Raw genomic sequence first — 14,413 nt, forward strand, 5'->3', positions numbered from 1 at the left:
CATGCAGGCCAACCCCTGCGAGCCGGAAATCCTGCGCGCCGCCGATCGCTATGGCATTCCAGCCGGTATTCTCTATGCGGTCGGCCTGACCGAAACCGGGCGCAAGGGCAGCCTGCAACCCAACGCGCTGAACATCGAAGGCAAGGCCTTCTTTCCCGCAAGCCGGGCCGAAGCTGTCGCCAAGGCCGAGGCCGCCCTTCAGCAAGGCAAGGTGCTGATCGATCTCGGCTGCATGCAGATCAACCAGCATTATCACGCCGCGCATTTTCGCGGCTTGGCCGACATGCTCGATCCACACCGCAACGTCGATTACGCGGCACGCTTCCTCGCAAGGCTTCACGCCCGGCATGAATCATGGTCGATGGCCGTCGCCCGCTATCATGCCGGTCCCGACAATGACCCGGCACAAAAAACCTATGTCTGCCGCGTGATCACCAATATGGTGGCGGTCGGCTTCGGGCGCTGGACGACAAACGCCCGCGCCTTCTGCAACCCCTGAGTTGTACAGCCGAAATTGAGCTTTGCCCCAGCCTCTATCCCATGACCGACAAGGGCTTGCAGTCTCGCCGCATGTGCCTGCCCCGTCAGGCAATGCAACCTTAGCGATTCCCGTACTCCCAAGAAACCATCTACAAGATTTCACGGTTGTTCCCGCTTCGCCTCAACGGCTACTTCATTACCGGGGTTAATAAATTTTGATTCGGAGGGCGGGCCGATGATCGTGGTCGTTGACGAGCGTGAGCTTGTGACCGAGGGGTACAACTCACTTTTTGATCGCGAGGGCGTCGCCTGCGCGGGCTTTGCGCCGGACGAGTTCGACGCATGGGTGTCGAGCGCACCGGAAGCCGATCTAAAATCGGTTCGGGCCTTCCTGATCGGCGATTGCCGCGAGGGCACGGTCTCTCCGCGACAAATACGCGGCCGCACGGGCGCGCCGGTTATCGCGCTCAGCGAGCAGAATTCACTGGAAAACACACTGCGCCTGTTTGAATCCGGCGTTGATGACGTGGTGCGCAAGCCGGTTCATATTCGCGAGATCCTGGCGCGCATCGCCGCGATCCGGCGCCGGGCCGAGGCGGATGCAACGCCATGGATCCAGATCGGCGCATTGCGCATCTTCATGGATGGCCGCGATCCCGAAATCGACGGCGCACCGCTGCCTTTGCCGCGGCGTGAGCGCCGTATCCTGGAATATCTCGCGGCCAATCGCGGTCGCCGCGTTACCAAGACCCAGGTTTTCAATGCCATCTACGGCATTTTCGATGAAGAAGTCGAAGAAAATGTCGTCGAAAGCCACATCAGCAAGCTGCGCAAGAAGCTGCGTGAAAGGCTGGGCCAGGATCCCGTCGATTCCAAGCGATTCCTCGGCTACCGGCTGATCGTCTGATGCCTCTCGGGCCACGAGGCATCCAAAAGCCCGCCACCAGCTTCGCGCAAGTCTGCCGGCCTAACCTCGCGCCGACCGCAAAGGACAACAAGGAGCCGTCGCGATGAGCCTGTATGGAATGATGCGAACCGGCGTTTCGGGCATGAATGCGCAAGCAAACCGCCTGTCGGCAACAGCCGACAATATCGCCAACGCCGATACCACCGGCTACAAACGCGCATCGACAGCTTTTTCCACCCTTGTCATGCCGAATACCGGCGGCGCCTACAATTCCGGCGGCATCACCACCACCGTGCGGAATTCAATCTCGGCACCCGGCGTGCTGCAATACACCACATCGGTTTCCGACCTGGCGGTCAACGGCAACGGCTTCTTCGTCGTCCAGGACCCCAGCGGCTCGCCGTTCCTCACCCGCGCCGGCTCCTTTGTGCCGGATGGTGAAGGCCGGCTGATCAACGCCGCAGGCTATCAGTTGATGGCCTACAGCTATGAAAACGGCACTCCAGCCGCCACCGTGAACGGTTTCTCCGGCCTGGTTCCGGTGCGCATTTCCGATCAGGAAATGACTGCTGTGCCGAGCACGGAAGGTTATTTCAATGGCAATCTGCCGAGCGGGGCCGCGTCGGTCGCCGCCGGCGACCTGCCTTCCACCAACAGCGCGACGGCGCAATACACCAACAAATCCTCGCTGGTCGCCTACGACAACCTCGGTAACAAGGTGCTGCTCGACGTCTATTTCACCAAGACCTCCGACAATAGCTGGCAGGTCTCGGTGTTCGACCAGTCGAAGGCGACGCCGGGAACTTCGTTTCCCTATGCCGGCGGTGCTCTGGGCTCGGTCAACCTGGCGTTCGACGCCGGCACCGGCAAACTCACCGGCGCTCCCGACAGCGTGACATTCACCGTTCCGGGCGGCGCGTCACTCGATCTCGATCTGTCGAAGCTCAGCCAACTTGGCACCGGCTTCACTGTAACCGACGGCGCCGTCAATGGCAGCGCGCCCGGCACGATCGACAAAGTGCAGATCAGCGGCGACGGCGTCATCTACGCTCAATACAAGGACGGCTCCGCCAAGGCACTCTACAAGATCCCGCTGGCCGACGTGCAAAGCCCGGACCAACTCACCGTTCTGGCCGGTAACGTTTACGCCCAGGGTACGGATTCCGGCGCGATCAAGATCGGTTTCGCCAATGAAGGCAAGGCCGGCACGATCGTTTCCGGCGCACTTGAAAATTCCAATGTCGATATCGCGGAAGAGCTGACGGACATGATCGCAGCCCAGCGGTCCTACACCGCGAATTCCAAGGTCTTCCAGACCGGATCGGATCTGATGGACGTCCTTGTCAACCTGAAGAGATAGGCTCTGCAAGGCCGGTGAAAGAGTAGCATGTCCCTGTCGTCCGCATTGACCATCGCACAATCGGCGCTTCTGGCAACATCGCGCCAGACGGCAACCGTCGCGCGCAATGTCGCGGATGCCTCCAGCCTGGATTACTCGCGGCGCACGGCCACGGTCATCAGCATGGCGCCAGGCGCCCGCGTTGTCACGATCCAGCGCGCCGCCAATGACCAGCTTCTGCGCCAGAACCTCGCTGCCCTTTCCGCCTGGAGCGGCAAGAGCACACTCGCCGGCGGTCTTGACAGGCTGGATCTCGCCGTCAACGGCGTGGACAATGCCGCCTCGCCGTCAACGGCGATCACTGACTTGCAAAAAGCCTTGCAGCTTTATGCGACATCGCCCTCGAAACAGACCCTGGGCACCAATGTGGTCGAGGCGGCACGGCGCGTGACGCAATCGCTGAACCAGGGAACACAGCAGATCCAGGCTTTCCGGACGGATGCGGACGGCCAGATCGCCGATGCGGCGGCCAAGCTGAATGCCCTTCTCGGCCAGTTCCAGACGGCCAACGAAGTGGTGGTTTCCGGTACGCGCGCGGGCACGGATGTTTCCGATGCGCTCGACCAGCGCGATGGTTTGCTGAAGAAGATTTCCGAATACGTCCCGGTTTCGAGCTATACGCGCGGTGACAACGATATGGTCGTCATCACCGCCGGCGGCTCGACCTTGTTCGAGACCGTCCCGCGCTCGGTAAGCTTCGAGGCCTCACCTGGCTACACCGCCGGCATGAACGGCAACACCGTCTATATCGACAATGTTCCGCTTTCGCTCGACGGGCCGGACGCCGGGGGCAAGTTGGGTGGCTTGCTGCAACTGCGCGATGGCACCGCCGCCACCATGCAAAGCCAATTGGACGAGATCGCGCGCGGTCTGGTCACCGCATTTTCCGAAGCCGAACCCGGACTGGGGCAACCCCGCTTTGCCGGCCTGTTCACATGGGCAGGCGCTCCGATTCCGCCGCTGGTGCCCGCCGCTGGAACTCTGGTCGACGGCCTTGCCGGCAGCATCACGATCAATGCTGTGATCGATCCGAGCCGGGGCGGCAATCTCGCTCTGTTGCGCGACGGCGGCATCAACGGCGCGGCCTACATCGTCAAACCATCAGGCGCCGGCTCCTCTTACGCGGATCTGCTGATCGCCTATGGCGACCGGCTTGAGCAACCGATGAGCTTCGACCCTGCAACCGAGATTGGCGGCAGCTCGTCAGGTCTCGCCGGCTTTGCATCGGATTCCATCGGCTGGGTTGCCGGCCAAAGGCAGCTCGCATCCTCCGATGCCGCCACCAAGGAGGCGCTTGCACAGCGCAGTGCAGACGCACTTTCGAACGCCACCGGCGTCAATGTCGATACCGAAATGTCGCTGATGCTCGACCTTGAGCATACTTATCAGGCATCCGCCCGCTTGATGTCGACTGTCGGCACAATGCTCGACGCACTCCTCGAGGCGGTGAGGTAGAGATGAAGACCGTATCTGTTTCCTCCGCCTCCGTTTCCAACGCCATGCGCTACTCGCAGATGCACATGCAGATGGAATTGGTCGAGGCACAGAAGGAGATGACGACGCTGAAGGTCGCTGACACCGGGTTGGCACTCGGAACCAGAGCCTCGCAATCGGTCAATTTTCACCGGGACCTCGATCGCCTGAACACCATTATCGATTCCAACGGACTGGTGGCCTTGCGTCTCGGCACGACGCAAAGCGCGCTCGATCAGATCGGCGCCCTCGCCCAGACACTCATGGAAACACTGACGACGGCGACGACGGGCGACCTATCCGGTGCGGTCCTCTCGGATAGCGGCAAGGCGACATTGCAATCGTTGACCGGTCTTGCGAACACCGCTCTCAACGGCGAGTATCTATTCGCTGGCACCAACACCGACATCAAGCCGCTTGACGACTTCACGGCGGCGGATTCACCTGCCAAGGCCGCCTTCGATGCCGCCTTTTTCAGTCATTTCGGCTTCACCAAGGACGATCCGGCAGCGGCCAGTATAACGGCCGCGCAGATCGACGATTTCATCATCACCAAGGTCGAGCCACAATTTCTAGGCGCCGGTTGGGGTAACTGGTCGAGCGCCACCGATCAGGGCATCGTCAGCCGCATATCGCTTAACGAGACGGTCGAGACTTCCGTCAGTGCCAACAATGAGGGCATCCGCAAACTGGCGATGGCCGCAGCCATGGCCACGGATCTGTTTTCCGGGAATCTGAGCGACGAGGCCAGGAAGGCCGCCGCCACCCGCGCACTCTCCCTGTCGGGGCAAGCAATCAGCGACTTGAGCCAGATCCGGGCCCAGACCGGTATCGTGCAGAAGAGCGTGTCTGACGCCAGCGATCGCATGAAGACGCAAACCGATCTGTTCAAGAAGCATCTGCTCGATCTTGAAGGTGTTGACCCCTATGAGGCCGCGACCCGCGTCAACGATTTGATGACTCATATTCAGACGTCGTTCGCGCTGACGGCCCGCATCCAGCAACTCAGCCTGTTGAACTATCTGACCTGACGAGAGGCCGGCGCCATGTATCAGTACTCTTATGCCGATATACAAACCGACTCGGCGGCAGATGCCAAGGATCGCGAGCGGCAACTCCTCACCCGTTCGATCGACCTTCTGACAACGGCGGCGACAAGCGGGGCCAACAGCCTGCAAGCGGTCGAGGCGCTGCATTTCACCAATCGCGTCTGGAGTGTTCTCATTGAGGACCTCGGCTCGCCCGATAATGCTCTTCCCAAGGAACTGCGAGCCAATTTGATCTCGATCGGGCTGTGGCTGCTACGCGAAATCGAAGACATACGCCAGGGACGCACCGATAATTTCGATGGGTTGATCGAGGTCTCCCAGATCATACGCGACGGTATCCAATGAACAGCACGCTGAAGCTGTCACTAAGAGCCAATGAAAAAATCTACATCAACGGCGCGGTCATCAAGGTCGATCGCAAAGCAACCATCGAACTGCTTAACGATGTGCAATTCCTGCTGGACAGCCATGTGATCCAGCCGGAAGATGCCTCAACCCCGCTCAAACAGCTTTACTTCATCGTGCAGGTCATGCTGATGAACCCGCAAGGCGCGGCAGAGGCACTCGTCATGTTCCGCCGGTCGCTTGATCTTCTGCTGGCGAGTTTTGACGATACGCAGATACTCAATGCGCTCAAACATATCGACCAGCTTGTCAACGAAGGGAAAATCTACGAGGCGCTGAAGGCGATCCGCTCGCTTTACCCTGCGGAACGCAGAATCCTCCAGGGCGGGCAAATCGCAACCGAAGCCTCCCTCCCCTTGGCCGTAGGAGCACAATGATATGACCGTGAACATGAATACGACCCTGCCGCCAGGTATCAGCCAGACACCGGCCAAATCCAAGACGACGGTCGATTACAATTCCTTTCTCAAGCTGATGATCGCGCAGATGAAGAACCAGGATCCAACCCAGCCGATGGATTCGACCCAGTACGTCTCCCAACTGGCCACCTTTTCCCAAGTGGAGCAGACGGTTCAGACCAACAACAAGCTCGATCAGATCATGCAATCATCGGCGCTTGCGCAAGCCGATTCCCTGATCGGACGCTCGATAACATCGGCCGACGGCAGCACAACCGGAACCGTCAAGGAAGTCCGTCTGGCAAACTCCGGCCTTGTCGCAATACTGGAGAATGGTTCCGAAGTGGCCGTGGGTCCCGGCGTTTCGATAACGGCTATAGGCTGAACTCGGAAAGAACGCAGTATGAACGAGGCCGACGCCCTCGACATCCTTCAATACGCGGTCTGGACCGTGCTAAGCGCCTCGGCGCCCGCCGTGCTTGTCGCCATGGCGGTGGGCATCGGCATCGCCCTCATACAGGCATTGACCCAAATTCAGGAAATAACGCTGACCTTCGTTCCCAAGATCGTAGCCATCATGCTGGTGGTCGCTCTTTCCGGACCGTTCATCGGCGGCCAGATCTCGTCTTTCACCAACGTCGTCTTCGAGCGTATCCAGACAGGTTTCTGATCGCGGTCTCTCCGGTTCTCGACGACCGCCCCTTTGTGGCCCATCATTTCCCGCGAAAAGGCGTTCCATCTTTGCCGTACGGTGATCTACCCTGTGCAGATGGTCAGCATCTGATTCAGGTTGCGAACGCATGCCGCATCAAGGCGAACCGGCGCCGTTCATCGAGGACGAAGATCACGAGGGCGAAAGCTCGGCCCTCGCCCCTTTCCGCGTCGGTATTTTCCGGGCGGTCTGGAGCGCCAGCCTGGTTTCCAATTTCGGCGGGCTGATTCAAGGCGTCGGCGCTGCGTGGCTGATGACCACGATCGCGACATCGCCCTATCAGGTCGCGCTTGTGCAGGCCTCCACGACCCTGCCGATCATGTTGTTCGCGCTGATTGCCGGCGCAATCGCCGATAGCTTCAATCGCCGCAAGATCATGCTGACCGCACAATGCTTCATGCTGGTCGTGTCGGCGCTGCTGGTCGGCTTCACCTATTTCGACTTGCTGACGCCGTGGCTGTTGCTTTCCTTCACCTTCCTGATCGATTGCGGCACCGCTCTCAACAGTCCGTCTTGGCAGGCTTCGGTCGGCGACATGGTTCCCCGCAACAGAGTGCCCGCCGCTGTCGCCCTGAATTCCATGGGGTTCAACATGACCCGCAGTGTCGGCCCGGCCATTGGCGGCATCATCGTCGCCGCCTTCGGTCCAGCCGCCGCTTTCGCGGCCAACGCGCTGAGTTACGTCGGTTTGATCACCGTGCTTGCACGGTGGCGCCAACAACCTGCGGCCCCGAGCCTGCCTCGTGAAACACTGGGCGCGGCAATGGGCGCCGGTCTGCGCTACGTCGCCATGTCGCCCAATATCGGCAAGGTTCTGGTGCGCGGTTTTGCCTTCGGCTTTTCAGCCGGCGCGGTATTGGCATTGCTGCCGCTGATCGCGCGAAATCTGCTGCATGGCGGCCCTTTGACCTATGGCCTGATGCTCGGGGCTTTCGGAATCGGCGCCGTGGCCGGCGCTCTAACCAGCGTGCGGCTGCGCCAGCTCATGTCGAGCGAAACGATGGTGCGTGCGGCCTTCGTCGGCTTTGCATTGTGCGGATGGAACGCCGCGATCAGCACGCATGCGTGGCAGACCGCGCTCGGCCTGATGGTCGGCGGCGCGAGCTGGGTGCTGGCACTCTCTCACTTCAATGTCACCGTACAGATGTCCACACCGCGCTGGGTCGTCGGACGTGCCCTGTCCATCTACCAGATGGCAACCTTCGGCGGCATCGCACTTGGAAGCTGGATATGGGGCGTTGTCGCCGACGAGCATGGTGCCGCTGTCGCGCTCGTGGCCGCGGGTGTGGCAATGCTGGTCGGAGGCGCGGTCGGCTTCTGGCTTCCGCTACCTCACCACACCGCCCCCAATCTCGATCCACTCAATCGCTGGACCGAACCGATGCTGGCGCTCGACCTCAAGCCGCGCAGCGGCCCGATCGCTATTATGATCGAATACACGATCGAAGACGAGGATGTCCCGGAATTCCTTGCCGTCATGACCGAGCGGGGCCGCATTCGCCGCCGCGACGGTGCCCGAAACTGGTCTCTGGCGCGGGATCTCGAACGCCCTGAAGTGTGGCTGGAAAGCTACCACACGCCGACCTGGCTCGATTACATCCGGCATAACAAGCGCTTTACCCATGCGGATGCGGACATTAGCGAGCGTGTGAGGGCCTTGCACAAAGGCCCGGACCGCCCTCGCGTCAGGCGCCTGATCGAGCGGCCGACAACAGCCGCAACCCTGATTTCGACCAGACGATCGGCAGATCATTGAGCATTGCTGTCAGCTTTCGCCAGAAAGATCGCGCCGCGCCTTGTCGAGTTCCTCGGCATAACGCCGCATCAGATAGCCTTCCGTCAGCAAACCGACGACCGTGCGATCGGTGAAATCCCGCACGACGGCCAGTTCTTCCGCTCCCGCGCGCTGGAAGGTCTCCGCAGCCGATTGCACATTCATTGTCGGCACGAGCACGGCGTCCTTGAATTTCGCGAGCACGCCAACCGCTGTGTCTTCTTCCATCTGGTCGCTATAGAGTTCCGCGACGATCAGCATGCCGGCATAAACTCCCTCACCATTGACCGCGACGACGCGCTGCGCCGAACCCAGCGGCACCTGGGCGCGAAAATCAGCAAGCGTCGCACGGGCATCTATGGTGCGAAAGCCCTTGCGCATCATTGTCTCGACAGTAAGCGAACGCATCCAACTGACGTCGTGCGCGCTTCGGATAGTCTCACCACGCAGATGGAAACGCCAGGTCGAGAAGGAATAGCCGAAAGTCTCACGCACCAGCACGGCCGACATGATGGACGCAGCCAGCACAACGCCGGTCAGGGTCAGGTCGCCGGTCGATTCCAATGCGAGAAACGTCATGGTCAGCGGCCCGCCGACAACGCCGACAGCCAATGACGTCATGCCCACGACCGCGGCGACAGAAGGATCGATGCCGGTAGCTGGAGACACGAAAGCCATCACGCCGGAAAATATCTTGCCGAGCAGGGCGCCAAGAAACAGCGAGGCGAAAAACAAACCGCCGCGGAAACCCGACCCCAGCGAGATCGCCGAAGCCGCGAGCTTGAGCACAAAGACGCTGGCTACGACGCCGATGCCATAGTTCATCGCGAATTCGCGATGCAGCGCGCCATGTCCGCTGGAAAGAACCTGTGGTGTAACAAGGCCGAGCAGTCCGACGAGACAGCCGCCGACGAACGGACGGAGGGAGGATTCGATTCTGAGATGCGCGAAAGCACGCTCGATTATCGTCATCAGTTTCATGATGACGATGGAAACGCCGCCACCGATGAGGCCCAGAAGCACGAAAGGCAGGTATTGGGCGGGGGTGAGCGGCGGCAGGCCGGACAACTCCAACGGGAACGGAACGCCACCGAACATCTCCGCCGTAAGAGAAGCACAAATCGCCGCGGCCATCACCGGCGCGACATTGGCCATCGAATAAACGCCGATGATGAGTTCAAAGCCGTAGAAGGCACCAGCCAGCGGCGCATCGAAAGCTGCCGCGATGGCTCCCGCCGCGCCGCAGCCGACGAGAATGCGCACATCGTTGCGCCTGAGCCTCAACATGCGCGCCAGCCGCGATGCCAGGCCGGAGCCGACCTGTGTATAGCCGGCTTCAAGCCCGACCGATGCGCCGAACCCGCTGGAGATCATCGTCTGGACCGCGATAATGAATGTGTCGGTCAACGACATGCGCCCACCATAAAGCGCATTGGCTTCGATCGGGTCCACCGGTCTTCGGAACTTCCACTTTCTCAGGAAGATCACAGTCAATCCAAGCAGGATGCCGCCCGCTGCCGGTACGAGCGCCTGGAAGGAATTGTCGAGCGAGAACATCGCTGACAATCTCGCGCCCGGCGGCAGACCGAACAACAGCCAATGCAGGCCTTGTACGGCCTGACTCATAGCCGCGACGAAAACACCGGCCATGATCCCGACGAAACCTGCAAGCACGACAATGAAGACACCACGCGCACGCAGAACCGGGATCGATCGGATCAGAATAGCACGCAGCCGGCGCGCATAGGTGATCGAGTGGTTGGCGGAAAACACCGGGCGGCTCTCGGGCGGGCAAGAGGCAAGATCATGTCATGTGTCGCGCCTGATACGCTGCGGATGCAGCAATGGCAACCGCACTGCCCAAACACACCACGCGCATTCGCGCGTCTGCCTGCCATGCTCACGCAAGCTTGACCGGCTAGGGTCAAGAACTGGCGTGCCTTGGCACGCGACTGACAATTCTTGTGGGGCACAGATATGGCGATCAGCGAAAGCATCTCGGCGGAAGCGCAATCGCGCAACGGCCGCGACATCTTCTTCGCCTTCGGCATCGTCGTCATTCTGGCAGTGTTGTTCCTGCCGATCCCGGCCTTCCTCATCGACATCGGATTGGCCTTCTCTATCGCGCTTTCTGTGCTGATCCTGATGGTGGCGCTATGGATCCAACGACCGCTGGACTTCTCGTCGTTCCCCACCATTCTGCTCATCGCAACGATGCTGCGCCTGTCGCTCAACATCGCCACCACGCGCATGATCCTGTCGCATGGCAATGAAGGAACCCATGCCGCAGGCTATGTCATCTCCGGATTTTCCAAGCTGGTCATGTCGAGCGACTTCGTCATCGGCCTGATCGTCTTCCTGATCCTCGTCGTGGTGAATTTCATCGTCATCACCAAGGGCGCAACCCGTATCGCCGAAGTCGGCGCGCGCTTTACCCTCGACGCTATTCCCGGCAAGCAGATGTCGATCGACGCCGATCTCTCCGCCGGCATGATCGACGACAAGACCGCCCAGCTACGGCGGCGTGAACTGGAAGAGGAAAGCTCGTTCTTCGGCTCGATGGACGGCGCCTCGAAATTCGTGCGTGGCGACGCCATCGCGGGCCTGATCATCACCGTCATCAACATCGTCGGCGGCATTGCCATCGGCTATCTGCGTCATGACATGGGCATCGGCGAGGCAGCCGACGTGTTCATTAAGCTCTCGGTCGGTGATGGGTTGGTCACGCAGATTCCAGCCCTCATCGTCTCGCTTGCCGCCGGCCTGCTCGTTTCCAAGGGCGGCACACGGGGGTCCGCCAACCAGGCGGTATTCGGACAACTCGGCGCCCATCCGCGTGCACTCTACGTGGCCGCTTCGCTGCTCACGCTGCTCAGCCTGATGCCGGGCCTGCCGATGTTCCCATTCCTGACACTGGCCGGCGCCATGGCCGGCCTCGGCTATGTCATACCCATGCGTCACAACCGCCGCATCGCCGAAGAAGAAGCGCAGAAGGAAGGCGAAGCGGCAGCCAAGGCGGAAGACGAAAAGAACTCCGTCAAGGCGTCGCTCGCCACCGCCGAGATCGAACTGCTGATCGGCAAGCAACTTTCGACCAAACTCATCACCTCGCATCAGGAGCTTGCCTTCCGCATGGCCAAGATGCGCAAGAAATTCGCGGCGCAGTACGGTTTCGTGGTGCCCGAGGTTCGACTTACCGACGATTTCGCCATTGCGCCAAAAGGTTATCAGATCAAGATTCACGGCACCGTTGTTGCCGAATACCAGATGCGCGTCGGCGAATTGATGGTTCTGCTCGGCAACCGCGACACGCCGGACATTCCCGGTGAAGAGGTGAAGGAGCCAGCGTTCAGCATGCGCGCCTATTCGGTGCTGGAGACTTTTGCCGAAGACCTGAAGCGCGAGCAATACACCTTCGCCGACAACATGTCGGTGCTGCTGACTCACCTCAGCGAAGTGGTCCGCAATAATCTGCCGCAGCTTCTTTCCTACAAGGACATGAAAGCCCTTCTGGAAAGGCAGGATCCTGAATATCGCAAGCTCGCCGACGAAATCTGCACCTCCCACATCTCCTACCCCGGCCTGCAGGCTGTGTTGAAGCTGCTGCTTGCCGAGCGCATCTCGATCCGCAACCTCCACCTCATCATAGAGGCGATCGCCGAGATCGCACCGCATGTGCGTCGTACTGAACAGATCGTGGAACATGTGCGCATCCGCATGGCGCAGCAGATTTGCGGCGACCTCGCCGAAGGCGGGGTGCTCAAGGTGTTGCGGCTCGGCAACCGCTGGGACCTTGCCTTCCATCAGGCGCTCAAGCGCGACGCCAAGGGCGAGGTGCGCGAATTCGACATCGACCCACGCCAGTTGGAGGAGTTCGGCCAGGAGGCCACCAAGGCGATCCGCAAGCATCTCGAGACCGGCCAGCGTTTCGTGCTGGTGACGGCTCCCGATGCACGGCCCTATGTGCGCATGATCATCGAGCGGCTGTTCACCACCTTGCCGGTGCTTTCCCATGTCGAGATCGCCAAGGGCGTTGAAATCCGGGTGCTTGGGACCATCTCGTGAGCGTCCTTCTTGCAGGAATGACGCAGAATGCCATTATCGCGGCGTTCCTCGCTTTTTGCCGCGTCGGCGCATGCTTCATGCTGATGCCTGGATATTCCAGCGTGCGCATCCCGATGCAGGTGCGCCTGTTCACGGCCATAGCCGTCTCACTCGGCATGCTCACCTTCCTGTGGCCGCGCATCTATCCCTACGCCGATCCCCACCCGGCCGTGCTTGCCCCGATGATCCTCTCGGAACTGCTCGTCGGCGGCCTGATCGGGGCGATGACCCGCCTTTATATGGAAGCGGTGCGCTTTATCGGCGCCGGCATTGCGATGCTGATGGGTTTCAACACGATGGGTGGAACGGCGATTGAAGAAGCTGAACCACAGGCTCCGTTGGCCGCTATGATTTCACTGTCCGCGCTGCTGCTCCTCTTCGTCTTCGACTTTCATCATGAGGTGATCCGCGCATTGGTCAATTCCTACCAGGTCGCGCCAGTCGACGTCTTCTTCAACCCGCAAGCTGCACTGGTCGATGTCGCCGACACACTGTCGGGCGCCTTCTTTCTGGTGCTGCGTCTTGGCAGTCCCTTCATCGCCTATGCCATATTGGTCAATCTGACGATCGGCTTCGTCAACAAGCTGACGCCGCAAATTCCGATCTATTTCATCTCCCTGCCCTTCGTCGTCGCCGGCGGGCTGATCCTGTTTTATTTTTCCGGCGCAACGCTCCTGTCGCTGTTTGCCGACGGCTTTATCGAAATGACATTGGCGCGATAGCAGCATGACCAACCGCCGCGAACGTTTGAAGAAGCTTGTCGAGGTCCAGGAGCAGTTGAAGGCGCTGCACGAAGCGCGCCGTGCAGGCCACCTGGTGGCGGCAGTCACGGCGGAAGCCGAAGCCGAAATGCTCATCTCACGGTTCAACGCACCAGATTCGCTAGCCGGGATGTTCCCGCAGCTTTATCACCGCCGCGTCGTCGAGGCTGTTACGGCGCGCGACCTGAACCATGAAATGGCGAAGCAGGAGGCGGAGCAGATCGCCAAGGCGACGGCCCGCACCAATATCGTCGAGCGCGCCTATCGAACGGCCCTCGCCCAGGACGAGCGCGAAAAATCCGACCGCGAACGCCTCGAACTAATTGAGCGAAAACAGACCAAGTAAGCCTGCCACAAGCTTGTTCATCCATGATGGCTGCAAGAGAAAAATAGGGGAATCCTCTTGGCGATATCACCTCCCAGCGACATCGTGCTGGACGTCGCCCGTGCGGCGACACCTCAGGACCTTCGGGCGGCGCGCAGCGCGCTGGCCGCGCGAACCGGTGTTTCGGCAATTGCGTTCCCCGATGACACGCCCATGCTCTCTCGCGCCAATTCCGGCGCTGCTGCCGATCCGGCGCAAAGCTACAAGCATTTCGAGGCCATGGTGTTGCAGACCTTCATCCAGAACATGCTGCCCAAGGCTACGGAAGACGTTTACGGCAAGGGTCTGGCAGGCGATATGTGGAAATCGCAACTCGCTCAAAGGATGGGCGACGTCATCGCGGATCGCGGCAGTATCGGTATCGCCCGCTCGCTGCTTGCCGACCATTATCTCGACGGCAAGCGCAAGGTGGCGATCGGTGCCGTCTCGACAGGCCCGCAAAGGACCGAGATCGATACCCAGACCCGGCTTTCGGATTCACTGATCCAGAACCTGCAGATGAAAACCGCGCGCGCGCTGCATGCCGGCGATGAACATGATCAACGCATATCGACAAAGGCCTAGCG

General features: G+C 60.5%; 15 protein-coding genes. 14 read left to right on the forward strand and 1 reads right to left on the reverse strand.

Annotated elements, in window-relative coordinates; genetic code table 11:
• Window position 1 precedes the first annotated feature (1 nt).
• The 10 genes from BFN67_RS03235 (at window position 2) to BFN67_RS03280 (ending at window position 8,579) form a co-directional block, all read left to right on the forward strand.
• On the forward strand, window positions 2-499 hold the full coding sequence (locus BFN67_RS03235) for a transglycosylase SLT domain-containing protein (protein ID WP_139789014.1): 498 nt from the start codon (window positions 2-4) through the stop codon (window positions 497-499).
• Window positions 500-715: 216 nt separating this feature from the next.
• Window positions 716-1,387, forward strand: a complete 672-nt coding sequence (locus BFN67_RS03240; RefSeq protein WP_080918173.1) for a response regulator transcription factor — start codon at window positions 716-718, stop codon at window positions 1,385-1,387.
• A 103-nt stretch (window positions 1,388-1,490) separates the two neighbouring features.
• Window positions 1,491-2,747 carry a flagellar hook protein FlgE gene (locus BFN67_RS03245; protein WP_080918174.1) on the forward strand — a complete coding sequence of 419 codons (1,257 nt, stop codon included), beginning with the start codon at window positions 1,491-1,493 and terminating at the stop codon, window positions 2,745-2,747.
• 27 nt (window positions 2,748-2,774) lie between these two features.
• Complete coding sequence (flgK, locus tag BFN67_RS03250) at window positions 2,775-4,241, forward strand: flagellar hook-associated protein FlgK (RefSeq protein ID WP_080918175.1); 1,467 nt, start codon at window positions 2,775-2,777, stop codon at window positions 4,239-4,241.
• Between the two features lie 2 nt (window positions 4,242-4,243).
• Window positions 4,244-5,290, forward strand: coding sequence for a flagellar hook-associated family protein (locus BFN67_RS03255; protein WP_080918176.1), 1,047 nt, complete (start codon window positions 4,244-4,246; stop codon window positions 5,288-5,290).
• Between the two features lie 15 nt (window positions 5,291-5,305).
• Window positions 5,306-5,653, forward strand: a complete 348-nt coding sequence (gene flaF / locus BFN67_RS03260; protein ID WP_080918177.1) for a flagellar biosynthesis regulator FlaF — start codon at window positions 5,306-5,308, stop codon at window positions 5,651-5,653.
• Entirely contained in the window at window positions 5,650-6,090 is a 441-nt protein-coding gene (gene flbT / locus BFN67_RS03265; RefSeq protein ID WP_080918178.1) for a flagellar biosynthesis repressor FlbT, read from the forward strand. The genes flaF and flbT overlap by 4 nt, the downstream gene beginning before the upstream one ends.
• A gap of 1 nt (window position 6,091) precedes the next feature.
• Entirely contained in the window at window positions 6,092-6,496 is a 405-nt protein-coding gene (gene flgD / locus BFN67_RS03270; protein ID WP_080918179.1) for a flagellar hook assembly protein FlgD, read from the forward strand.
• Between the two features lie 18 nt (window positions 6,497-6,514).
• A complete protein-coding gene (fliQ, locus tag BFN67_RS03275; RefSeq protein WP_080918180.1) occupies window positions 6,515-6,781 on the forward strand; it encodes a flagellar biosynthesis protein FliQ in 267 nt (88 codons plus the stop codon).
• A 130-nt stretch (window positions 6,782-6,911) separates the two neighbouring features.
• On the forward strand, window positions 6,912-8,579 hold the full coding sequence (locus BFN67_RS03280) for an MFS transporter (protein WP_192856755.1): 1,668 nt from the start codon (window positions 6,912-6,914) through the stop codon (window positions 8,577-8,579).
• 9 nt (window positions 8,580-8,588) lie between these two features.
• Here the strand turns inward: BFN67_RS03280 and BFN67_RS03285 are convergent, their stop codons facing one another.
• Window positions 8,589-10,370, reverse strand: coding sequence for a chloride channel protein (locus tag BFN67_RS03285; protein ID WP_080918181.1), 1,782 nt, complete (start codon window positions 10,368-10,370; stop codon window positions 8,589-8,591).
• A 204-nt stretch (window positions 10,371-10,574) separates the two neighbouring features.
• Here BFN67_RS03285 and flhA point away from each other — a divergent pair, with 204 nt between their 5' ends.
• The 4 genes from flhA to BFN67_RS03305 are packed head-to-tail and all read left to right on the forward strand — an operon-like array spanning window position 10,575 to window position 14,411.
• On the forward strand, window positions 10,575-12,662 hold the full coding sequence (gene flhA / locus BFN67_RS03290) for a flagellar biosynthesis protein FlhA (RefSeq protein WP_080918182.1): 2,088 nt from the start codon (window positions 10,575-10,577) through the stop codon (window positions 12,660-12,662).
• A gap of 17 nt (window positions 12,663-12,679) precedes the next feature.
• Window positions 12,680-13,423 carry a flagellar biosynthetic protein FliR gene (fliR, locus tag BFN67_RS03295; protein ID WP_080918183.1) on the forward strand — a complete coding sequence of 248 codons (744 nt, stop codon included), beginning with the start codon at window positions 12,680-12,682 and terminating at the stop codon, window positions 13,421-13,423.
• 4 nt (window positions 13,424-13,427) lie between these two features.
• Window positions 13,428-13,808: a hypothetical protein gene (locus tag BFN67_RS03300; protein WP_080918184.1), complete on the forward strand. Its 381-nt coding sequence runs from the start codon at window positions 13,428-13,430 to the stop codon at window positions 13,806-13,808.
• Window positions 13,809-13,865: 57 nt separating this feature from the next.
• Window positions 13,866-14,411, forward strand: a complete 546-nt coding sequence (locus BFN67_RS03305) for a rod-binding protein (protein WP_192856756.1) — start codon at window positions 13,866-13,868, stop codon at window positions 14,409-14,411.
• Window positions 14,412-14,413: the final 2 nt, after the last annotated feature.

Source organism: Manganibacter manganicus, from assembly GCF_002075885.1.
GTDB classification, from domain to species: domain Bacteria; phylum Pseudomonadota; class Alphaproteobacteria; order Rhizobiales; family Rhizobiaceae; genus Mesorhizobium; species Mesorhizobium manganicum.